Origin of the sequence: Xanthobacter pollutisoli (assembly GCF_040044995.1) — a bacterium.
GTDB lineage: Bacteria > Pseudomonadota > Alphaproteobacteria > Rhizobiales > Xanthobacteraceae > Xanthobacter.
In genome coordinates, this window is record NZ_JBDZDP010000011.1 from 35,781 (window position 1) to 55,621 (window position 19,841).

At 67.6% G+C, this 19,841-nt stretch carries 21 protein-coding genes; 8 read left to right on the plus strand and 13 right to left on the minus strand.

Annotated elements, in window-relative coordinates; genetic code table 11:
- Positions 1–13 precede the first annotated feature (13 nt).
- Positions 14–967 (minus strand): acetyl-CoA carboxylase carboxyltransferase subunit alpha, encoded by a 954-nt coding sequence (locus ABLE93_RS18705; protein ID WP_348841373.1) that lies wholly within the window; start codon positions 965–967, stop codon positions 14–16.
- A gap of 180 nt (positions 968–1,147) precedes the next feature.
- On the opposite strand from ABLE93_RS18705, the gene ABLE93_RS18710 reads away from it, so the two are divergent.
- The 3 genes from ABLE93_RS18710 (at position 1,148) to ABLE93_RS18720 (ending at position 2,107) form a co-directional block, all read left to right on the plus strand.
- Complete coding sequence (locus tag ABLE93_RS18710) at positions 1,148–1,372, plus strand: hypothetical protein (protein ID WP_348841374.1); 225 nt, start codon at positions 1,148–1,150, stop codon at positions 1,370–1,372.
- A gap of 99 nt (positions 1,373–1,471) precedes the next feature.
- Positions 1,472–1,762 carry a YggT family protein gene (locus ABLE93_RS18715; protein ID WP_348841375.1) on the plus strand — a complete coding sequence of 97 codons (291 nt, stop codon included), beginning with the start codon at positions 1,472–1,474 and terminating at the stop codon, positions 1,760–1,762.
- A gap of 3 nt (positions 1,763–1,765) precedes the next feature.
- A complete protein-coding gene (locus tag ABLE93_RS18720; protein ID WP_348841376.1) occupies positions 1,766–2,107 on the plus strand; it encodes a DUF167 family protein in 342 nt (113 codons plus the stop codon).
- Positions 2,108–2,117: 10 nt separating this feature from the next.
- On the opposite strand, the gene ABLE93_RS18725 is transcribed toward ABLE93_RS18720, so the two are convergent.
- The 6 genes from ABLE93_RS18725 to ABLE93_RS18750 form a co-directional block, all read right to left on the minus strand.
- The gene (locus ABLE93_RS18725; RefSeq protein WP_348841377.1) at positions 2,118–2,468 is read right to left on the minus strand and encodes a cupin domain-containing protein; all 351 of its coding nucleotides are present in this window, start codon (positions 2,466–2,468) and stop codon (positions 2,118–2,120) included.
- Between the two features lie 19 nt (positions 2,469–2,487).
- Positions 2,488–3,252 carry a 2-dehydro-3-deoxy-D-gluconate 5-dehydrogenase KduD gene (gene kduD / locus ABLE93_RS18730; RefSeq protein ID WP_348841378.1) on the minus strand — a complete coding sequence of 255 codons (765 nt, stop codon included), beginning with the start codon at positions 3,250–3,252 and terminating at the stop codon, positions 2,488–2,490.
- An 11-nt stretch (positions 3,253–3,263) separates the two neighbouring features.
- Complete coding sequence (kduI, locus tag ABLE93_RS18735) at positions 3,264–4,103, minus strand: 5-dehydro-4-deoxy-D-glucuronate isomerase (RefSeq protein ID WP_348841379.1); 840 nt, start codon at positions 4,101–4,103, stop codon at positions 3,264–3,266.
- A 60-nt stretch (positions 4,104–4,163) separates the two neighbouring features.
- The gene (locus ABLE93_RS18740; RefSeq protein WP_348841380.1) at positions 4,164–5,444 is read right to left on the minus strand and encodes a TRAP transporter large permease; all 1,281 of its coding nucleotides are present in this window, start codon (positions 5,442–5,444) and stop codon (positions 4,164–4,166) included.
- A 19-nt stretch (positions 5,445–5,463) separates the two neighbouring features.
- A complete protein-coding gene (locus ABLE93_RS18745; protein ID WP_348841381.1) occupies positions 5,464–5,982 on the minus strand; it encodes a TRAP transporter small permease in 519 nt (172 codons plus the stop codon).
- 102 nt (positions 5,983–6,084) lie between these two features.
- The gene (locus tag ABLE93_RS18750; RefSeq protein WP_348841382.1) at positions 6,085–7,068 is read right to left on the minus strand and encodes a TRAP transporter substrate-binding protein; all 984 of its coding nucleotides are present in this window, start codon (positions 7,066–7,068) and stop codon (positions 6,085–6,087) included.
- Between the two features lie 190 nt (positions 7,069–7,258).
- Between ABLE93_RS18750 and ABLE93_RS18755 the strand changes: the two genes are divergently transcribed.
- Positions 7,259–7,936, plus strand: a complete 678-nt coding sequence (locus ABLE93_RS18755) for a GntR family transcriptional regulator (protein ID WP_348841383.1) — start codon at positions 7,259–7,261, stop codon at positions 7,934–7,936.
- Positions 7,937–7,956: 20 nt separating this feature from the next.
- Here ABLE93_RS18755 and ABLE93_RS18760 read toward each other — a convergent pair whose 3' ends face one another.
- On the minus strand, positions 7,957–9,489 hold the full coding sequence (locus tag ABLE93_RS18760; RefSeq protein ID WP_348841384.1) for a D-arabinonate dehydratase: 1,533 nt from the start codon (positions 9,487–9,489) through the stop codon (positions 7,957–7,959).
- Positions 9,490–9,611: 122 nt separating this feature from the next.
- On the opposite strand from ABLE93_RS18760, the gene ABLE93_RS18765 reads away from it, so the two are divergent.
- Genes ABLE93_RS18765 through ABLE93_RS18775 form a run of 3 tightly spaced genes read left to right on the plus strand, consistent with a single transcriptional unit; the run spans position 9,612 to position 13,292 of the window.
- Complete coding sequence (locus ABLE93_RS18765; protein WP_348841385.1) at positions 9,612–10,382, plus strand: GntR family transcriptional regulator; 771 nt, start codon at positions 9,612–9,614, stop codon at positions 10,380–10,382.
- 4 nt (positions 10,383–10,386) lie between these two features.
- Positions 10,387–11,799, plus strand: coding sequence for a glucuronate isomerase (gene uxaC, locus ABLE93_RS18770; RefSeq protein ID WP_348841386.1), 1,413 nt, complete (start codon positions 10,387–10,389; stop codon positions 11,797–11,799).
- Complete coding sequence (locus ABLE93_RS18775) at positions 11,796–13,292, plus strand: mannitol dehydrogenase family protein (RefSeq protein WP_348841387.1); 1,497 nt, start codon at positions 11,796–11,798, stop codon at positions 13,290–13,292. Before uxaC ends, ABLE93_RS18775 begins: the two co-directional genes overlap by 4 nt.
- A 28-nt stretch (positions 13,293–13,320) precedes the next feature.
- Here ABLE93_RS18775 and ABLE93_RS18780 read toward each other — a convergent pair whose 3' ends face one another.
- The 5 genes from ABLE93_RS18780 to ABLE93_RS18800 all read right to left on the minus strand — a co-directional run bounded on the left by ABLE93_RS18780 (position 13,321) and on the right by ABLE93_RS18800 (position 18,499).
- A complete protein-coding gene (locus ABLE93_RS18780) occupies positions 13,321–13,824 on the minus strand; it encodes a TIGR00645 family protein (protein ID WP_348841388.1) in 504 nt (167 codons plus the stop codon).
- Positions 13,825–13,944: 120 nt separating this feature from the next.
- Positions 13,945–14,832, minus strand: coding sequence for a carbohydrate ABC transporter permease (locus tag ABLE93_RS18785; protein WP_348841389.1), 888 nt, complete (start codon positions 14,830–14,832; stop codon positions 13,945–13,947).
- Positions 14,833–14,877: 45 nt separating this feature from the next.
- A complete protein-coding gene (locus ABLE93_RS18790) occupies positions 14,878–15,819 on the minus strand; it encodes a carbohydrate ABC transporter permease (protein ID WP_348841390.1) in 942 nt (313 codons plus the stop codon).
- A gap of 209 nt (positions 15,820–16,028) precedes the next feature.
- A complete protein-coding gene (locus ABLE93_RS18795) occupies positions 16,029–17,342 on the minus strand; it encodes an ABC transporter substrate-binding protein (protein WP_348841391.1) in 1,314 nt (437 codons plus the stop codon).
- 83 nt (positions 17,343–17,425) lie between these two features.
- Positions 17,426–18,499 (minus strand): ABC transporter ATP-binding protein, encoded by a 1,074-nt coding sequence (locus ABLE93_RS18800; RefSeq protein WP_348841392.1) that lies wholly within the window; start codon positions 18,497–18,499, stop codon positions 17,426–17,428.
- 318 nt (positions 18,500–18,817) lie between these two features.
- Here ABLE93_RS18800 and ABLE93_RS18805 point away from each other — a divergent pair, with 318 nt between their 5' ends.
- Positions 18,818–19,786 carry a 2-hydroxyacid dehydrogenase gene (locus ABLE93_RS18805; RefSeq protein WP_348841393.1) on the plus strand — a complete coding sequence of 323 codons (969 nt, stop codon included), beginning with the start codon at positions 18,818–18,820 and terminating at the stop codon, positions 19,784–19,786.
- Positions 19,787–19,841: the final 55 nt, after the last annotated feature.

Genomic DNA, 19,841 nt, shown 5'->3' on the forward strand with positions numbered 1-19,841 from the left:
CGTGCCGACATGGTTAAAGCGACCTGCCGATGGCGAGGAACTTGTCGCGCCGCGCCTTGCGCACCGCGGTCCCGTCCATTCCGGCCAGCGCACCCAGCGCTTCGGCGATGGCGTCGCCCGCCGCGGCGATGGCGGCATCCGCATCGCGATGCGCGCCGCCCGCGGGCTCCTTGACGATGCCGTCGATCACGCCGAAGCGGAGCAGGTCCTGGGCGGTGATCTTCATGTTGGTGGCGGCATCCTGCGCCTTGGCGGTGTCGCGCCACAGGATGGAGGCTGCGCCTTCCGGCGAGATCACGCTGTAGATGGCGTGCTCCATCATCAACACCTTGTTTGCGGTGGCGATGGCGATCGCCCCGCCCGAGCCGCCCTCGCCGATGATGAGCGCCACATTGGGCGCCGCCAGCGAGAGGCAGGCGTCAGTGGAGCGGGCGATGGCCTCGGCCTGGCCCCGCTCCTCGGCGCCGATGCCGGGATAGGCGCCGGCGGTATCCACCAGCGAGATCAGCGGAATGGCGAAGCGGTCGGCAAGCTCCATGATGCGGGCCGCCTTGCGGTAGCCCTCGGGGCGCGCCATGCCGAAATTGTGCCGGATGCGGGTTTCGGTGGAGGAGCCCTTTTCGTGGCCGAGGACGCACACCGCCTCGCCGCGAAACCGCGCGAAGCCGCCGATGATCGCCTCGTCCTCGCCGAACTTGCGGTCGCCGGCGAGCGGCGTGAAATCCTCGAACAGGCCGCGGGCGAAGTCGGCAAAATGGGGCCGCTGCGGGTGGCGGGCCACCAGCGTCTTCTGCCAGGGCGTGAGGTTGGCGTAGAGCGCCACCAGCGCGTCGCGGGCCTTGCCCTCGAGTTTCAGCACCTCGTCGGTGATCGCGACGCCATCGCCGGAAGACGCGAGCGCGCGCAGCTCTTCGACCTTGGCCTCGAGTTCGGCAACCGGCTTCTCGAAGTCCAGATAGCTGCGCATGGGGGTCCGTGAGGTTGGAGGAGGTCGAGGCCCCCCGGAAGCGGCCGGAAGCTGCCTTTGCCGGGCGGGCAAGTCAAGCTGTCCGTCGGTGCCCGGAGGCCGTCCGGCCGGGTGGCGGACTGCAACGGATCGGGACCGGCAGCGTTGTCTCTAAATCGTGGTGACATCAAGGAGGCCGTCATGGCCGTAGAAGAACTTCATCGGCGCAAGGCTGCCCCCGCAAAGCCCGAGCAGGAGGCGCCCGAGTCCAATCCCGGAAAGCCGGACGCCGCCGAGAAAGCGACGAAGGAGGAACCCGCCGCGGGTCCGCATGCCCGACCTGGACTGACCGACAACGAACGCACCCCCGGCGCGGGCGCCCTGCCCGATCCCGACGAGCCGAAGGACCAGGACGCGACCGGCTGACGCAGGCCGAGCGCCGCGCCCGTTGCGGCGCGGCCTTGTTCGCAGAGGGTCCGGGGCGCTATTGCTGATCCGCCACCTCCCCCGGAGACCGTTCCGACGATGCGCGCCCTGCTCGACGTCATCCTCGTCGTCCTTCAACTTTACGTCTGGATCCTGATCGCGGCGGCCGTGCTGTCGTGGCTGGTCGCGTTCAACGTGGTCAATCCCTACAATTCCTTCGTGCGGAATGTGGGCGAATTCCTGTACCGCGTTACCGAGCCGGTACTCGCGCCGATCCGCAACATCCTGCCCAATCTCGGCGGTATCGACCTTTCGCCGATGGTGTTGATCCTGCTGATCTTTTTCCTCCAGCAGGTGATCGCCTACTACATTTACCCTTACGTGTTCTGACGCGTGGCCTTCGCGCGGGTCGTGGCGGACGGTGTCGAGGTGACGATCCGCGCCACACCCCGCGGTGGCCGCGATGCCCTCGACGGGGTGGCCGTGCTGTCGGACGGCCGGGAAATCCTGAAGGTCCGGGTGCGGGCTGTCCCGGAAGACGGAGCGGCCACGGCGGCGGTCGCGAAGGTCATCGCCGCGGCCGCCGGGGTGGCGGCCTCCCAGGTCCGCCTGACGTCCGGCGCCACCGCGCGGGTGAAGACTTTCCGCATCGCCGCGTCCGATCCCGACGCCATGCTCCGACGACTCGGGGCGGCCGCCGGGTCCGTCAAGGGCAATACGGGCAAGGGCCCCTGAGGCGCGTCGGTCAGGTGGGCTTGAGAAAGTCCTGCCGCATGGGCGTGAACACATCCACCAGCACGCCGGGCTGGATGCAGATGGCGCCGTGATGGACGCCCGACGGCACGTAGAAGCTGTCGCCGGCCTTCAGCCGCTCGGTGCGCCCGCCGATGGTCAGCTCGAACATGCCGCTCTCAACGCTGGTGATCTGGACGTGAGGATGGCTGTGCGGCACGCCGGCCGGCCCCGCCTTCCGGCAGATGACGCGCACCATCATGATCTCGTCGTTGAAGGTGAGGATCTGCCGGCTCACCACCTCGTCCAGCACCTCCACCTCGGCCGCGTCGGCGAAGGCGAAGACGTTGCCCTTCTCGCTCATGATCCTTCTCCCCCTCGGCTCAGCGCGCGAGCCAGCCGCCATCAACCGGCAGCACGATGCCGTGGACATAATCCGCCGCCTTGGACGCGAGGAACACCGCCGCTCCCCCGAGGTCGGAGGGATCGCCCCACTTGCCCGCCGGAATGCGGGACAGGATGGCGGCATTCCGAGCCTCGTCCTCGCGCAGCGCCTGCGTGTTGTTGGTGACGAAGTAGCCGGGCGCGATGGCGTTCACATTGATGCCCCGGCCCGCCCACTCGCAGGCGAGCAGCCGGGTGAGCCCCGCAAGGCCGCTCTTGCTGGCGGTGTAGGAGGGAATGCGGATGCCGCCCTGGAAAGAGAGGAGCGAGGCGATGTTGATGACCTTGCCGCCCTTGCCGTCCGCCAGCATGCCCTTGGCCACCTGCTGGGTGAGGAAGAAGCTGGACTTGAGGTTGACGTTCATCACGTCGTCCCAGTCCTTCTCGGTGAAGTCGATGGCATCGGCGCGTCGGATGATGCCGGCATTGTTGACGAGAATGTCGATGCGCCCACCCTCGCCCGCCTCGGCAACCACGCGCGCGATGGGCTCAACGCTCGAAAGATCGGCGGCCACGGCGGAAAAGGCGGCACCGGTGGCGCGCACCAGATCCGCCGTCTCGTCCATGGCGGAGCGGCCGACTCCCACCACATCGGCGCCGGCCGCGCCGAGCGCCACGGCGATGGCCTGGCCGAGGCCGGTGTTCGCGCCGGTGACGACGGCGCGGCGGCCGGTCAGGTCGAAGGGGCTGACAGACCGGTCCATGGCGGCCGTGCTCACTTCAGCTGGTCCATGGCCACCATGTCCATGTCCGTATAGTCGATATTGTCGCCGCCCATGCCCCAGATGAAGGTATAGGCGCGGGTGCCGCAGCCCGAATGGATGGACCAGGGCGGGGAGATCACCGCCTGCCCGTCCGCCACCACGATGTGCTTGGTCTCCTGCGGCTCGCCCATCAGGTGGATGACGCGGGCATCGGCGGCGAGATCGAAATACAGATAGACCTCCGACCGCCGGTCATGGACATGGCAGGGCATGGTGTTCCACACATTGCCCTCCTCGAGCTGGGTCATTCCCATGACGAGCTGGCACGACTTCACCACGTCCGGGTGAATCATCTGGTAGATGGTGCGCTTGTTGGCCGTGGCGTTGTCGCCGAGCGGCATGGACTTCGCCTCTGCGACGCGCACCACCTTCGCCGCGTAGCGGGCGTGAGCGGGGGTGGAGAGCAGGTAGAAGCGGGCCGGGGCGTCGGCGCTGTCGGAGGCGAAAGTCACCGCCTTCGTGCCCATGGGCACGTAGAGCGCGTCGCGGTGGCCGAGGGCGAAGGCCTCGCCGTCCACGCTCACCGTACCTGCACCGCCGATGTTGAAGATGCCGAGCTCCCGCCGGTCGAGGAAATTGGGCGAGCCTATGGTGGCCTTGTCGCTCTCCAGCGCCAGAGGCACGGTGCCGGGCGTGGCACCGCCGATGACGAAGCGCTCCACGTGGCTGTAGGTGAGCAGCACCTTGCCGGGCTCGAACATCCGCTCCACCAGGAAATTCCTGCGCAACGCCTCGGTGTCGAAGCTCTTCACCGCGTCCTGGTGATGCACATGGCGCACGTCGATCATCATGGGATGGGTCTCGCAGCAAGTCCGGGCGCGCCGCGCCCGCTCGGGATTAAAGTGGGCGGGTCAGCGGAACATGGCCGGGAGCCAGAGCGACACCGCCGGCACGTAGGTGACGATCATCAGCACCGCGACGGAGGCGCCGAAGAACGGCCAGATGGTCTTCATGGCTTCGCCGATGGTGATCTTGCCCACCGCGCAGCCCACGAACAGCACCGACCCCACCGGCGGCGTATTCAGGCCGATGCCGGCGTTGAGGATCAGGATCACGCCGAAATGCACCGGGTCGATGCCGAAGGCCTTCACCAGCGGCAGGAAGATGGGCGTGCAGATGATGATCATCGGCGCCATGTCCATGAAGGTGCCGAGGATGAGGAGGATGATGTTGATGAGAAGCAGGATCACATAGGGGTTGGACGACAGGGCCTGCATGGCCTCGATGGTGGCCTTCGGAACCTGCAGGAAGGCCATGAGCCAGCCGAAGGATGCTGCCGTGCCGATCACCAGCAGCACCATGGCGGTGGTGCGCACCGCCCCCAGCGTCGCCTCCACGAAGCCCGACCAGTCCATCTCGCGATAGACCAGCGTGGTCACCAGGAGCGCATAGATCACCGCGATGCAGGAGCTTTCCGTCGCGGTAAAGATGCCCGAGCGGACGCCGCCGAAGATGATGCCGATGAGCAGGATGCCCGGCACCGCCGCGACGACGGCGCGCAGCACCGCATACCAGCCGGGGAAGGTGCCGGCCGGGTAGCCGCGGCGCAGGGCCACCACATAGGCGGTGATCATCAGCGCGGCGGCGAGCAGTATGCCGGGCACGATGCCGGCGGTGAACAGGTCGGCGATGGAGATGGTGCCGCCCGCGGACAGGGAATAGATGATCATGTTGTGTGACGGCGGGATCATCAGCGCGATGATGGCCGAGTTCACCGTCACGTTGACCGCATAGTCCTTGGCGTAGCCGTGGCGCGCCATCTGCGGAATCATGATGCCGCCGATGGCCGAGGCATCCGCCACCGCCGACCCCGAGATGCCCCCGAACAGGGTGGAGGCCACCACGTTCACCTGGCCGAGGCCGCCGCGCAGATGGCCGACGAGGCTCGCCGCCATGCCGATGAGGCGGTCGGCGATGCCGCCTCGCATCATCAGGTCGCCGGCGAAGATGAAGAACGGAATCGCCAGCATGGAGAAGGCGTTCATGCCGGAATTCAGCTGCTGGAACACCACCACCGGCGGCAGCCCCATGTAGAGCACGGTCGCGAGAGAGGCGAGGCCGAGGCAGAAGGCGACCGGCGTGCCGATGAGGAGCAGAAGGGCGAAGACGCCGAACAGGATGGTGATGGCCATAAGGTCTGTCCTTCCTGCGTCATTCGACCGTGTGGGTGGGCATGAGCGGCACGGCGGGGACGCTGCGCTCGACGAGGTCGGTGAGGAGGCGCTCGAAGGAAAAGAGGCAGATCAGCGCGCCGCCGCCCACCAGGGGCAGGTAGTCCACGCCCTGCGGCAGGTCGACGCCCGCCATCTTGGCGCTCCAGGTGCCCATGGCGAGATCCCAGCCGTACCAGGCCATGGCGGCGCCGAAGCCCATCACCAGGACATGGGTCGCAACCTCCATGATCCGGCGCACCGCCGGCGGGGCGAAATGCAGGCCGATCTCGAAGCCAAGGTGCATGCCCTCGCGCACGCCGACCGCCGCACCGAGCAGGATGAACCAGCTCATGAGCAGGAGGGACAATGGCTCGGTCCAGCTCGGCGAGGCGTTCAGCACATAGCGGCCGATCACCTGCCAGAACACCGCCGCCGTCATGGCGATGAGGCCGGCGCCGGAGATCCACAGCGCCACGTTCGAGAGCATGCGCACCGCATGCCGGAGGGCGAGGAGCATGGACGTGGCTCCCATGGTGCTTCCACCTGTTGCGGTTTGCTCGCTCATGTCCGATCCGCCTCAAGGCGGTGCGCCGGGCGGACCCGGCGCACCCGGTCAGTCTCAGTTCACCGCGCGGATACGGGCGACGAGGTCCTTCATCTTGTCGGTCGTGACGAACTTGTCGTAGACGGGCTTCATCGCCTCGATGAACGGCTTCTTGTCCACCTCGTTGATGATGGCGCCACCCTTGACGACCCGATCCTTGGATTCGGTGTCGCGCTTGGCCCAGAGCTCGCGCATCTTCTTGGTGGCCTCGAGGCCAGCCTCCTTGAACATCTTCTGATCCTCAGCGCTCAGCTTGTCGAAGGCGCGCTTCGACATGACGAACACCTCGGGGGCCAGCGAATGCTCGGTGAGCGAATAGTATTTCGCCACCTCGTAATGCTTCACCGAGTCATAGGAAGGATAGTTGTTCTCGGCACCGTCGACGAGGCCGGTCTGGAGCGCCGAATAGAGCTCGCCGAAGGGCATGGGGGTGGCGTTGGCGCCCAGAGCATTGATCATGCCGATGAAGAGGTCCGACTGCTGCACGCGGATCTTCATGCCCTTCATGTCGTCGAGCGTCTTGATGGGCTTCTTGGAATTGTACATGGAGCGGGCGCCGCTATCGAAGAAGCCGAGCACCACGAGCCCGTGCGGCTCGAACGCCTTGGCGATCTCCGCGCCGATGGGGCCGTCCACCACCTTGTACATGTGGTCAGTGGAGCGGAACAGGAACGGCATGCCGAGCACCGCCGTCTCCGGGATCAGGTTGTTGAACGGCGCCGTGTTGACGCGGTTCAGGTCGATGACGCCGAAGCGGGTCTGCTCGATGGTATCCTTCTCGCCTCCGAGCTGGCCGGAGGAGAAGACCTGAACCTTGTACTTGCCGTTGGACTTCTTCTCGATAATTTCGCCGAAATACTTCACCGATTCGACGGTCGGGTAGCCGTCGGGATGGATGTCGGCGGAGCGCAGGGTGGTCTGAGCCAACGCCGGCAGCGCCGGCAGGGCCGAGAGCGCCAAGGCGACGGCGCAGGAGGTCAGGCGGCGACGGGTCAGCATGGGCATTCTCCCCTGTTTTTCAGTCACTCGGCCGTTCGGGCCGTTTGGTCGTTTCGACCAATTCGTGTTGGGATCGCCGGGCGATCCGGGCTTGAACCAAAGCGCCGGACGCGGCGCGCGCAGGGCGCAGCGGCTATCCAAGTGAGCTTGTATGGTAGTATTGTTTGGTATGCAACGGGGACGTTGGGAAATGGATGCCATCACGCCGGCGCCGCAGGGCTCCGCCGCACACCGCCTGGAAGCGGAGTTGCGGCGCGCCATCATCGGCCTTGAGCTGGCCCCCGGCACGCGGCTGTCGGAGCAGGAGATCGCGGCCCGCTTCGGGGTCTCGCGCCAGCCGGTGCGCGAGGCGCTCATCGGCCTCGCCCGCACGCGCTTCGTGGAGATCCTGCCCCAGCGCGGCACGATTGTGGTGAAGATCTCCGTGCGCAAGATGATGCAGGCCCGATTCGTCCGCGAGGCGGTGGAATGCGCCGTCGCCCGCCGCGCCGCCGAGGGCTTCGATGCCGGCGCCCGCGAACGCATCTGCGACCTTCTCGACATGCAGGACAAGCTGGCGCGGCGCGGCGACCATGCCGCCTTCCAGCGCCACGACGAACTCTTCCACATCACCCTGAGCGAAGGTGCCGGCTGCCCGCTGGCGTGGGAGGCGGTCAGCGACATCAAGGCCCATATGGACCGCGCCTGCCACCTCTCCCTCACCGGCCCCGAGGTGATGCTGCCGCTGGTCGCGCAGCACCGCGCCATCATCGACGCCATCGACGCCCGCGACGCGAACGCCGCCGAAGGCGCCATGCGCGCCCATCTGAGCGAGATCCTGCGCGCCCTGCCGCACATCGAGGCCGAGCACCCCGAACTGTTCGAATAGGGTGCGGCCGGGGGCGCCCATCACATCACCGCGCCGATCTGCCAGGGTACGAACTCGGCGTCGCCATAGCCCAGCGCCTCGGACTTGCTGGGCGCGCCGGAGGCCACCTCCAGCACCTTGGCGAAGATCTCCCGCCCCTTCGCCTCCAGCGACACGCCATCGAGCACGTCGCCGCAATTGATGTCCATGTCCTCCTCCATCTTGCGGTAGATGTCGGAATTGGTGGCAAGCTTGATGGAGGGGGTGGGCTTGGCGCCGAAGGCCGAGCCGCGGCCGGTGGTGAAGCAGATGATGTTCGCACCACCCGCCACCTGCCCTGTCGCCGCCACCGGATCGTAGCCGGGCGTGTCCATGAAGACGAAGCCCGGCGTCGTCACCGGCTCGGCATATTCGTAGACCGCGCGCAGGGTGGAGGAGCCGCCCTTTGCAGCGGCGCCCAGCGACTTTTCCAGGATGGTGGTGAGCCCGCCGGCCTTGTTGCCCGGCGAGGGATTGTTGTTCATCTCCCCCGCGTTGCGGGCGGTGTACTCCTCCCACCACTTGATCCGCGCCACCAGCTTCTCGCCCACCTCGCGGGTGGCAGCGCGGCGGGTCAGCAGGTGTTCGGCGCCGTAGATTTCCGGCGTCTCGGAGAGGATGGACGTGCCACCCTGTGCCACCAGCAGGTCGGACGCGACGCCAAGCGCCGGATTGGCGGTGAGGGCGGAATATCCGTCCGAGCCGCCACACTGGAGCGCCAGCACGATCTCGGAGGCGGGGCGCGTCTCGCGCCGCGCCGCGTTGGCGCGCGGAGCCATCTCCTTCAGGGTGTAGAGGATGTGCTCCACCGTGCGGCGCGTACCGCCCTCGTCCTGGATGGTGAGGGTGCGGAAGCCGTCGGCCTCGTCCACCGCATATTCCTGCTTGAAGCGGGCGATCTGGAACATCTCGCAGCCGAGCCCCACCATCACCACCGCAGCGAAGTTCGGATGGGTGGCGTAGCCCCACAAGGTGCGCGAGAGCACGTCGTAGCCCTCGCCCTTGGAGGCCATGCCGCAGCCTGTGCCGTGGATGATGGGCACGATGCCGTCGATGCCGGGAAAATCCGCCAGCAGCCCCGCGCGCTCCGCCGCCTGCGCCGCAAAGCGCGCCACCGAGGCCGAGCAGTTCACGCTGGTGAGGATGCCGAGATAATTGCGCGTGCCGGTGCGCCCGTTGGAGCGGCGGAAGCCCTCGAAGGTCGCGCGCTCGGCCTCCGGCACGCGGGCATCCGCCTTGGCGTCCGCGGCAAAGGCATAGTCGCGGGCAAAATCGTGCAGCACCACATTGTGCGTGTGGATGTGCTCGCCCGGCGCGACGGCCTGCGACGCGAAGCCGATGATCTGGCCGAACTTCACCACCGGCGCACCCTCGGCGATGGGCTGGAGCGCGAACTTGTGGCCCTTGGGAATGCGCTGGGCCGCCACGACCCCGGCCGCCGGCGCGCCCGCGCGTACCTCGTCGAGCGCCACCGCCACATTGTCCTTGTCGGACAGCCTGAGGACGCGCGGCGCCGTGCCGGTCTCAGCCTCCATCCCCGATCCTCCCGCAGAGCACGCCGTATCCGGCGTCTTCATTGACGCTTTTGATATGCTAATATATTAGCGAGAGGGCCGCCGCAAGAGCGGCTGGCTTGAGCCGAAGGGAGATGTCAGGGGTGGCGGCCAACGGAGCGGATCTCAGGCGCAAGCTCGCGTCCCGCGGCGAGACCGTCCGCGCCGTCCCGGCTTCGGCACGGATACATGCGGCGCTGCGCGACGATATCGTCGCCATGGTGCTGGCGCCCGGAATGCCCTTGCAGGAGAAGCAGATCGCGCTGTCCTGCGGGGTCAGCCGCACCCCGGTCCGCGAGGCCATCCTGAAGCTCGCCGACGAGCGCCTGGTGGACATCTTCCCTCAGTACGGCACCTTCGTCTCGCGCATCTCCGTGCAGGCGGTGCGCGACGCCATGATCATCCGCAACGCCCTGGAGCGCACCAGCGTGCGCGAGGCTGCGGCACGGGTCGCGGCCGTGCCGGAGAAGGCGCGGCGCGCCCTCGTCGCGCCCCTCGTCGCGCTCGTCCGCCAGCAGCGCGCGACCCACCGCGCCGGCGAGCTGGCCGCCTTCCACGCCGCCGACGAAGGCTTCCACCAGATCATCGCCGATCTGGCCGGGCATCCCAACCTGTGGCGGGTGATCCGGCAGGAGAAAGCCCATGTGGACCGCTGCCGCCTCCTGACCCTGCCCTCGCCGCAGCGCCGCGCCAGCGTCATCGCCGAGCATCAGGCGGTGGCGGACGCCATCGCCGCCGGCGATGCCGATGCGGCGGAGGCGGCGATGGCGGCCCACCTCGGCCGGGTCATCCCCAGCGTCGAGGATCTGTGCCGGGCCCATCCGGATTATTTCGAGGCGGAGCTCGCGCCCGCCGAAGCCGCGAACGCGAGGTGACGCCTTGTCCGCCCTCATCCATCCCGACCGCCTTTTCCCCGCAGATCCCGCGGTGCGCGCCGTCGCGCGCAGGCTCTATGCCGAGGTGGAAGCGCTTCCCATCGTATCCCCGCATGGCCACACCGATCCGAGATGGTATGCCGGGAACGAGAATTTCCCCGACCCCGCCCGCCTGTTCGTGACGCCGGACCATTATGTGTTCCGCATGCTCTACAGCCAGGGCATCCCGCTGGAGCAGCTCGGCGTCCCGCGTGCCGACGGCGGCGCCACCGAGGCGGACGGACGTGCTGTCTGGCGCCTCTTCGCGGCCAACTATCACCTCTTTCGCGGCACCCCCACCCGGGCCTGGCTCGACCACGCCTTCGCCACCCTCTTCGGCCTGGAGCAGCGGCTCAGCGCGGAAACCGCCGATGCCTCCTACGACCTCATTGCCGAAAAGCTGCAGCAGGACGCGTTCAAACCGCGCGCTTTGTTCGAGCGGTTCAACATCGAGGTCATCGCCACCACCGAGAGCCCCCTGGACGACCTTGCCGCCCACGCGCAGATCCGCGCCAGCGGCTGGGCCGGCCGCGTCGTGACAGCCTACCGCCCGGATCCGGTGGTCGATCCGGAGTTCGAAGGCTTTGCCGCCAACCTCAGGGCCTTCGGCGACCTGGCCGGCGAGGATACCTTCTCCTGGACGGGATACCTTGCCGCGCACCGCAAGCGGCGCGCCTATTTCAAGAGCTTCGGCGCTACCTCCACCGATCACGGCCACCCCACGGCCGCCACCTTCGACCTTCCGCCGGCGGAAGCGGAAGCCCTGTTCCGCCGCGTCACCGGCAATGCCGCGGTGAGCGCTGCCGATGCCGAGCTGTTCCGTGGCCAGATGCTGACGGAAATGGCGGCCATGAGCGTCGAGGACGGGCTGGTGATGCAGATCCACCCCGGCGCGGTGCGCAACCACAACGGCCAGATCTTCGAGCGCTACGGCCGCGACAAGGGTGCGGACATTCCCTCGGCCACGGAATATGTCCGCGCACTGAAGCCGCTGCTCGACCGCTTCGGCAACGAGAGCAGCCTCACCATCATCCTCTTCACGCTGGACGAAACCGCCTATGCCCGGGAGCTGGCACCGCTCGCCGGCCATTATCCGGCGCTGCGCCTCGGGCCGGCCTGGTGGTTCCACGACAGCCCCGAGGGGATGAAGCGCTTCCGCGCCATGACCACCGAAACGGCCGGCTTCTACAACACGGTCGGCTTCAACGACGACACCCGCGCCTTCCCCTCCATTCCCGCCCGCCATGACGTGGCGCGGCGCATCGACTGCGGATTCCTGGCGGAGCTGGTCTGCGAGCACCGGCTCGACGAGGACGAGGCGGTGGAGGTGGCGCGTGACCTCGCTTATGGCCTCGCCAAAAAGGCCTACCGGCTGTGACCGGCCGGCGCCTTTCCCTCGCCACCCTTGACCAACTCCCGCCCGCCATCCGCCGCCCCGCCTACGACGTGGCTGCGGCGCAGGTGGGCGTGGTGCATCTGGGCGTCGGCGCCTTCCACCGGGCCCATCAGGCGGCCTACCTGGATGACATCCTGGGGCGCGGCCACGCGGGATGGGCCATCGCCGGTGCCAGCCTGCGCTCGCCGGAGACGTCCGACGCGCTCGATCCGCAGGACGGCCTCTACACCCTCGCCGAACGCTCCGGCGCAGGCGATGCACTGCGGGTCATCGGATCGCTGCGCCGGCTGCTCGTCGCGCCCCGCGACCCCGAGGCTCTCCTTGCCGCCATGTGCGATCCCAAGGTGCGCATCGTCTCCCTGACGGTCACCGAGAAGGGCTATTGCCACGACCCGGCCAGCGGCACGCTCGACGAGGCCCATCCCGACATCCGCGCCGACCTTGCAAGCCCGCAGCGTCCGGTGAGCGCGCCGGGCTATCTCGTTGAGGCCCTCGCCCGCCGCCGCGCCGCAGGCATCGCCCCCTTCACCGTGCTCACCTGCGACAACCTTCCCGCCAACGGCCGTACCGTGGCGCAGGTGACGGCGCGCCTTGCAGCGCTGCGGGACAACGACCTCGGCCGATTCGTGGCGGGCGAGGTCGCCTTCCCCTCCACCATGGTGGACCGCATCGTGCCCGCCACCACGGATGAAGACCGCGCCATGGTGCGGGCCGGCCTCGTCACCGCGCAGGGAGCGCTCGCCGATGCCTGGCCGGTGATGACCGAGCCGTTCAGCCAATGGGTGGTGGAGGACCATTTCCCCTCGGGCCGACCGCCGCTGGAGGAGGTGGGCGTGGAGGTCGTCGCGGATGTGGCGCCGTTCGAGCACATGAAGCTGCGCCTGCTCAACGGCGCCCATTCCACCCTCGCCTATCTCGGCTACCTCGCCGGGCACGCCACCATATCGGACGTGATGGGCGTCCCGGCCTTCGTGCGGCTGGTGAAGCGACTCCAGGACGAGGAGGTGACGCCGACCTTGCACCTGCCCGCCGGAGTCGACGTCGCCGCCTACAAGCGAGCGCTGCGGGCCCGCTTCGCCAATCCCGCGCTGAGGCACCGCACGTGGCAGATCGCCATGGACGGTTCGCAGAAGCTGCCGCAGCGCCTGATCGCCACCGCGCGCGACCGCCACGCCATCGGGGCGCCCATCCCGCTGCTCGCCTTGGGGATCGCCGGCTGGATGCGCTACGTCACCGGCCGCGACGAGGCCGGGGGTGCCATCGACGTGCGCGATCCCCTCGCGACGCGGCTGAGGGGACTGGCTGACTCGGCTGGGCCCGACGCGGCGCGGCTGGCGCCGGCGCTGCTCTCGGTCCGGGAGGTGTTCGGCGACCTCGGCGCCGATCCGCGCTTTGCCCGTGCGGTGACCGACGCCCTCGCGCGGCTTCTCCGCATGGGGGCGGCGGCGGCGGTGGAGGACGTGGCCGCGGGCTGAGGCGCAAGGGCTCCGCGGTTGGCGGCGCTCAGTGCTTGTTGCTGGAGAGGTTGTCCGACCAGGCCAGCACAAGGCTCGACCCCACGAACACCACATGGATGATGACGAGCCACATGAGCGTGGTCTCCGTCATGGTCCCCTTGTCGAGATTCATGAAGGCTTTGAGCAGCTGGATCGCGGAAATGGCGACGATGGAGGCGAGCAGCTTCTGCTTGAGGCCGGTGAAGTCCACCCGCGTCATCCATTCCGGCCAGTCGGGATGGCCCTCGGGGTCGATCTTGGAGACGAAGTTCTCGTAGCCGGAGAAGATCACGATCACCACGAGGTTGCACGTAAGCGTGAGGTCCACCAGGGCGAGGATGCCGAGGATGATGTCGCTCTCTGTGGCTGAGACGGCATGCAGCACGAAGTGCAGCAGTTCGTGGCCGAACTTGAACAGCAGCACCAGCATGGCGACGACGAGGCCGACATAGAACGGCGCCAGGATCCAGCGGCTGCGGAACAGCACCGATTCGATCGCCCGCTCGATCATCCCGTCCCCCTCCGGCCTCTGCGCGCCCGGCGCAGGCTGCCCTCATACAGGCGGCCAAGGGGTGCCACGACGAGGGGCACAGGGCAAGCGGGCAAAGATTCGCAGGCCCGCCGCTCCGCCCTACTCCTTCACCGCGCCGGTCATGGACGAGACGTAATAGTCCACGAAGAAGGAATAGAGAATCACCACCGGCAACGACCCGATCAGGGCGCCGGCCATGAGCGATCCCCATTCATAGACGTCCGAGCGCACCAGCTCCGTGAGCACGCCCACCGGAACCGTCTTGTTCTCCGACGACTGGATGAAGGTGAGCGCGTAGATGAACTCGTTCCACGACAGGGTGAAGGAGAAGATGCCCGCCGAGATCAGCCCCGGCACGGAGAGCGGCAGCAGCACCTTGATGAGGATCTGCCAGCGCGAGGCGCCGTCCACCAGCGCGCATTCCTCCAGCTCGAACGGGATGGAGCGGAAGTAGCCCATCAGCAGCCAGGTGGAGAAGGGCACGAGGAAGGTCGGGTAGGTGAGGATCAGCGCCAGTTTGGTGTCGTAGATGCCGAGCCCGAACACCATGATGGCGAGGGGGATGAACAGGATGGACGGCGGCACGAGATAGGCGAGGAAGATGCCGAGGCCCACCCAGCGCGAGCCGTTGAAGCGCAGCCGCTCGATGGCGTAGGCCGCGAACACGCTCGTCACCAGCGAGATGATGGTCGCCGCCACGGAGATGTAGACCGTGTTCCACAGCCAGTTGGGATAGGAGGTCTCGAACAGGAGATACTTGATGTGCTCCAGCGTCGGCTCCACCACCCACAGCGGCGAGTAGTTGTTGTAATCCGTCAGCTGGAAGTTCGGCTTCACCGCGGTGATGGCCATCCAGTAGAACGGAAACAGCAGAACGAAGACGAAGATGAGAAGCGGCAGGATGACCGTGACGATCCGCTTCGGCAGGCTGTCGAGATAGCTCATGCCGGTGGAGTTGTCGGTCATCGTGGTCTGGGACTGGGACATGGCGGTCCTCGCAAATAGGAGTGCGGCGCGGGTGCTGGGGCGGGGTCAGTCCGCCCCGCCCTGCTGCCACTTGCGGCGCTGCAAGCCGAAATAGGAGAAGAGGATCGCCGCCAGCAGGAACGGGATCATCGCCACCGCGATGGCAGCCCCCTCGCCCAGCTGCCCGCCGGGAATGGCGCGCTGGAAGGACAGCGTCGCCATGAGGTGCGTGGAGTTGAGCGGGCCGCCGCGCGTCAGCACGTAGATGAGCTGGAAGTCGGTGAAGGTGAACAGCACCGAGAAGGTCATCACCACCGCGATGATCGGCGAGAGCATGGGCAGCGTGATGTAGCGGAAACGCTGCCAGTTGCTGGCGCCGTCCAGCGTCGCCGCCTCGTGCAGCGATGGCGAGATGGTCTGAAGGCCGGCGAGCAGCGAGATGGCGACGAAGGGAATGCCGCGCCAGACGTTGGCCGCGATCACCGAGGCGCGGGCGTTGGCCACGTCGCCGAGGAAGTTGATGGGTGCGGAAATCAGCCCCATCTTGATGAGTGCCCAGGAAATGATCGAATACTGGCTGTCGAAGATCCACCAGAATGCGATGGCCGAGAGCACGGTCGGCACCACCCACGGCAGCAGCACCACGGCGCGGAAGAAAGCCTTGAACGGCAGGTTCTCGTTGAGCAGCAGCGCCAGCCACAGCCCGAGGGCGAACTTCAGGATCGAGGCGGCGATGGTGTAGAGCAGCGTGTTGAACACCACCAGCCAGAACAGGCTGTCGCCCCATAGCGATTCATAGTTCTCGAGGCCGATGAACACGCCCTCTCGGCCGATGCGGGTGTCGGTGAAGCCGAGCCAGACGCCGAGGCCGAGGGGGTAGGTGAGGAAGAACAACAGGAAGACCGCGGCCGGCAGCATGAAGGCGATGCCGAGCACGTGGCGGCCCTGGCCGATGCCGGCCCAGAAGGACCGCTTGTGGGACGGCTCAGCCGCTGCGACGTTGGCCATGGAACGGGTCTCCGGAATCGCTGTCTTATTGGCCTCTCCCGGTGGAGAGGGTCTTGTCCGTCGCCGCATGGCCGGCCTCGGGCCAGCCACCTGCGCGGTGCCGCCGCGTGCCTGCGCGCCCTTGCGCAAACGACGTGGCGTGAGTGCCCGGCGCACGGCCGGGCGCCACCGCGGTGTCGGAGGAGCCGGCACCCGGCTCCTCCTGCGCCTCAGCGGTAGATGCGCTCGGCGCGCTGCTGGGCGCGCTTGGCCGCCTCCTCGGGGGAACGCTGGCCCGTGGCGGCCTCGGCCACCATGTCCACCACGATCCAGTCGGCCATGGCGGCGGCCGACTGGGGGCCGAGGGGACCGGCATAGCCGTTGGGCTGCAGGGTCTCGGAGGCCACCGAATAGGCGGCGTGGATCGGCTTGGAGGTCCACACCGGATTGGAGGCGAAGGACTTCAGCGTCTGGCAGCAATAGGCGCTCGCACCAGTGAGCCAGGCGTTGTACTGCGGCGCGTCGAACATGAAGGCCAGATAGGCCTGCGCCGCCTTGGGATACTTGGTGTATTTGAAGATGGCGGCGGTGGTGGTCTGGTGCAGCTCCACCTTCTTGCCGATGGGGCCCACCGGGAAGTTGGTGGACCGCATGTCCGCTGCCATGTCGGCAAGCTTCGGATCGTTGGCCGCCGCGTAATAGATGGACACGCCGTTGGCGGTGACCGCGAGGTCGCCGGCGATGAAGGCGCGATTGTTGTTCACGTCGAGCCAGCTCTCGGTGCCCGGGATGAAGGTCTTGTAGAGCTCGGCCACGTAGCGCAGGGCGGCGACGGTCTCCGGCGAGTTGATGACCACCTTGCCGTTCTCGTCCACCATCTTGCCGCCGTGGCTCCACAGCACCCAGTGGCAGAAGTTGTTGCCGTCGCCCACGCCGTGGCCCAGGGTGAAGCCCATGGGATGGCCCTTGGCCTTCAGCGCCTTGCCGAGTTCCAGGAGGGCCTTGGTGTCCTTCGGGAATTCGCTGAAGCCGGCGTCCTTTACCCAGCTCTCGCGGTACACCACGGCATTGCCGATGGTCGCGAGCGGGAGGCCGACGAAGCGGTCCTTGACCTTCGCGTACACCTCGTTGCCCGGATAGAACCCGCCGTACTGGGCGGAGAGGCCCTTGGCGAGGTCCGTCACGTCAAGCAGCTTGTCGGGATACTGCTGGGCGTCGTCGAACCACACCCACACCATGTCGGGGCCGGAGCCCACATTGGCGGCGACGGCGGCCTTCGGACGGATGTCCTCCCAGCTCTCCTTGTCGATGCGCACCTCGATGCCGGTGGCCTCGGTGAACTTCTTGGTGTTGGCGATCCAGGCGTCTTCCTCGCCCTTCACGAAGGGCGCCCAGCGCAGGAGCCGCAGCGAGGCGCCGGGCTCCGGCTCGAACTTGGGAACGGATTGGGCAAAGGCCGGGGTGCCGCCCATGAACGGCAGGGCCATGCTGCCGGCGGCAAGGCCGGCGCCGCCCATCAGCAGGTCGCGTCTGGAAATCGTCATTGGTCTTCCTCCCGTGAAGCGGTTTGGTGCGGCGCGCCGTTCCGGCGCATGGCCGGACGGTCTTGTTTCGCCGATTGAATGTGTCAGAGGCGCTTGCCGGTCGCCTCCTCAAAAAGGTGTGTGAGTCCGGGCTGGGGCGCGATGTGGATGGTGTCGCCGGGCGCGAAGGCGAGGCGTTCGCGGAACAGGCAGGTGATCTCCTGGCTGCTTGCGCCCTCGCCGAGGCGGGCGATGACGAGGATCTCAGAGCCGGTGGGTTCGGTCACCACCACCTTGGCCGGTGCCCCGGCGGGATCGAGCCGGATGTGCTCGGGCCGGAGCCCGTAGATCACCGCCTGCCCGTCCGTGAGCCCCGCCGCGTCGGGCAAAGGCACGAGGACGCCGCTGTCGGTCTCGAGCTTCGGATCGGCCCCGAGCCGCACCTTGCCCTTGACGAAATTCATCGACGGCGAGCCGATGAAGCCGGCCACGAACTGGTTCGCCGGACGGTCGTAGAGATCGAGCGGCGCGCCAATCTGCTCGACGATGCCGTCATGCATCACCACGATCTTGTCGGCCATGGTCATGGCCTCGATCTGGTCGTGGGTGACGTAGACCGTGGTGGTCTTGAGCCGTTGGTGCAGTTCCTTGATCTCGGTGCGCATCTGCACGCGCAGCTGGGCATCAAGGTTGGAGAGGGGCTCGTCGAACAGGAACACCTGCGGATCGCGCACGATGGCGCGGCCCATGGCAACGCGCTGGCGCTGGCCACCGGAAAGCTGGCGGGGATAGCGGTCCAGAAGCTTGGTGAGATTGAGGATCTCGGCCGCCCGCTTGACCCGGCTCTCGATCTCGGATTTCGGGGCTTTGCGCAGCTTCAGCGAGAAGCCCATGTTGTCCGCGACGCTCATGTGGGGGTAGAGCGCGTAGTTCTGGAACACCATGGCGATGTCCCGTTCCTTCGGCGGCATGTCGTTGATGACGCGGTTGCCGATGAGGATCTGCCCGCCGGTGATGTTCTCCAGCCCGGCGATCATCCGCAGGAGGGTCGACTTCCCGCAGCCGGACGGCCCCACGAGGACCACGAACTCGCCGTCGCGGATGCTGACGTCCACCCCGTGGATGACCTGCGTCGATCCATAGGCCTTCTTCACACCGCGAATATCCACGGTCGCCATGAAGCGTCCTCTCCCCTCGCCTGTTCCACGCGTGCCGAACCAGAGCCTCGCTCTCGGCTTACGGCCGCACCATTCTTGGACCGGGCGGGCCCCGGTCGTGCGCCCTTGCGAAACGCGGCGCGATCATGGTGCGAGGCGAGATACGGATCAAGTGGATTTTTAAAACGATTGAAGCACATTGGACGAAGGTCGGAGATGGGGCTACACATGGGGCTTCCGGTAGTACCGGCCGTCCCCCGGCCGCGGCCGCCGGACCTCCGGCGACGGCCCTTCCCGCCTCGCGCCTTTCGAAATCCCGAGCCCTGACCGAGACCTGCCATGACCGATGCCGCGACCGCCGCTGCCCGCCCGGCCCTGCTTCTCACCGGACCCGTGATGGAGGACGTGGTCGAGCGCCAGCTCGCCGAACGCTTCACCCTGGTGCCGCTCGAAGAGCTCGGAACGGCCGACGCCGGCGCGGTGCGCGCCATCGCCACCCGGGGCAAGGTCAAGGTGGACGATGCGCTGATGGCGCGCCTGCCGCATCTCGAAATCGTCGCCAATTTCGGCGTCGGTTACGACACGGTGGATGCCGCCGCCGCCGCCGCGCGGGGCGTCGTGGTCACCAACACCCCGGACGTGCTGAATGAGGAAGTGGCCGACCTCACCCTCGGCCTGCTGCTCGCCACCGTCCGCCAGATCCCGCAGGCGGAGCGCTTCGTGCGCGCCGGCCAGTGGATCAAGGGCGCCTTTCCCCTTGGCCCCACCCTGCGCGACCGCACCGTGGGCATCCTGGGCATGGGGCGCATCGGCAAGGCCATCGCCCGCCGGCTCGAGGCCTTCGGCGTCCCGGTCGCCTACCACAGCCGTCGGCCCCAGCCGGACGTCGCCTACCGCTATTACGACTCGCTGGTGGCGCTGGCCCGAGCGGTCGACGTGCTGGTGGTCATCATTCCCGGCGGCCCGGCCACGCGGCGCATCGTGAACGGAGAGGTGCTGGAGGCGCTGGGCCCGAACGGCATCCTCATCAACGTGGCGCGCGGCACGGTGGTGGATGAGCCGGCCCTGCTGGCGGCCCTCACGTCCGGCACCATTCTCGCCGCCGGCCTCGACGTGTTCGAGGACGAGCCCAACGTTCCCGAGGGGTTCATGGGCCTCGACAATGTGGTGCTGCTGCCCCACGTGGGCTCCTCCACCCATTTCACCCGCACCGCAATGGGGCAGCTGGTGGTGGACAACATCCTCTCCTGGCTCGACGGGAAGGGCCCCCTGACTCCGGTCGCCGAGACCCCCTGGCCACGGACCTAGCACTGCCCGCCTTCGCCGGGAATCAGGAAGCCCCTGCGCGGGACGGTTTGCGCGC

What these genes read in the sequence shown, in the direction of transcription:
- ABLE93_RS18760 (WP_348841384.1), bottom strand. Translation starts at nt 9,489, where the DNA reads ATGGAGGCTGAGACCGGCACGGCGCCGCGCGTCCTCAGGCTGTCCGAC.
- ABLE93_RS18750 (WP_348841382.1), bottom strand. Translation starts at nt 7,068, where the DNA reads ATGCTGACCCGTCGCCGCCTGACCTCCTGCGCCGTCGCCTTGGCGCTC.
- ABLE93_RS18710 (WP_348841374.1), top strand. Translation starts at nt 1,148, where the DNA reads ATGGCCGTAGAAGAACTTCATCGGCGCAAGGCTGCCCCCGCAAAGCCC.
- ABLE93_RS18705 (WP_348841373.1), bottom strand. Translation starts at nt 967, where the DNA reads ATGCGCAGCTATCTGGACTTCGAGAAGCCGGTTGCCGAACTCGAGGCC.
- ABLE93_RS18725 (WP_348841377.1), bottom strand. Translation starts at nt 2,468, where the DNA reads ATGAGCGAGAAGGGCAACGTCTTCGCCTTCGCCGACGCGGCCGAGGTG.
- ABLE93_RS18790 (WP_348841390.1), bottom strand. Translation starts at nt 15,819, where the DNA reads ATGGCCAACGTCGCAGCGGCTGAGCCGTCCCACAAGCGGTCCTTCTGG.
- ABLE93_RS18715 (WP_348841375.1), top strand. Translation starts at nt 1,472, where the DNA reads ATGCGCGCCCTGCTCGACGTCATCCTCGTCGTCCTTCAACTTTACGTC.
- ABLE93_RS18800 (WP_348841392.1), bottom strand. Translation starts at nt 18,499, where the DNA reads ATGGCGACCGTGGATATTCGCGGTGTGAAGAAGGCCTATGGATCGACG.
- kduD (WP_348841378.1), bottom strand. Translation starts at nt 3,252, where the DNA reads ATGGACCGGTCTGTCAGCCCCTTCGACCTGACCGGCCGCCGCGCCGTC.
- ABLE93_RS18805 (WP_348841393.1), top strand. Translation starts at nt 18,818, where the DNA reads ATGACCGATGCCGCGACCGCCGCTGCCCGCCCGGCCCTGCTTCTCACC.
- ABLE93_RS18755 (WP_348841383.1), top strand. Translation starts at nt 7,259, where the DNA reads ATGGATGCCATCACGCCGGCGCCGCAGGGCTCCGCCGCACACCGCCTG.
- ABLE93_RS18740 (WP_348841380.1), bottom strand. Translation starts at nt 5,444, where the DNA reads ATGGCCATCACCATCCTGTTCGGCGTCTTCGCCCTTCTGCTCCTCATC.
- ABLE93_RS18745 (WP_348841381.1), bottom strand. Translation starts at nt 5,982, where the DNA reads ATGCTCCTCGCCCTCCGGCATGCGGTGCGCATGCTCTCGAACGTGGCG.
- ABLE93_RS18780 (WP_348841388.1), bottom strand. Translation starts at nt 13,824, where the DNA reads ATGATCGAGCGGGCGATCGAATCGGTGCTGTTCCGCAGCCGCTGGATC.
- kduI (WP_348841379.1), bottom strand. Translation starts at nt 4,103, where the DNA reads ATGATGATCGACGTGCGCCATGTGCATCACCAGGACGCGGTGAAGAGC.
- ABLE93_RS18785 (WP_348841389.1), bottom strand. Translation starts at nt 14,832, where the DNA reads ATGTCCCAGTCCCAGACCACGATGACCGACAACTCCACCGGCATGAGC.
- ABLE93_RS18795 (WP_348841391.1), bottom strand. Translation starts at nt 17,342, where the DNA reads ATGACGATTTCCAGACGCGACCTGCTGATGGGCGGCGCCGGCCTTGCC.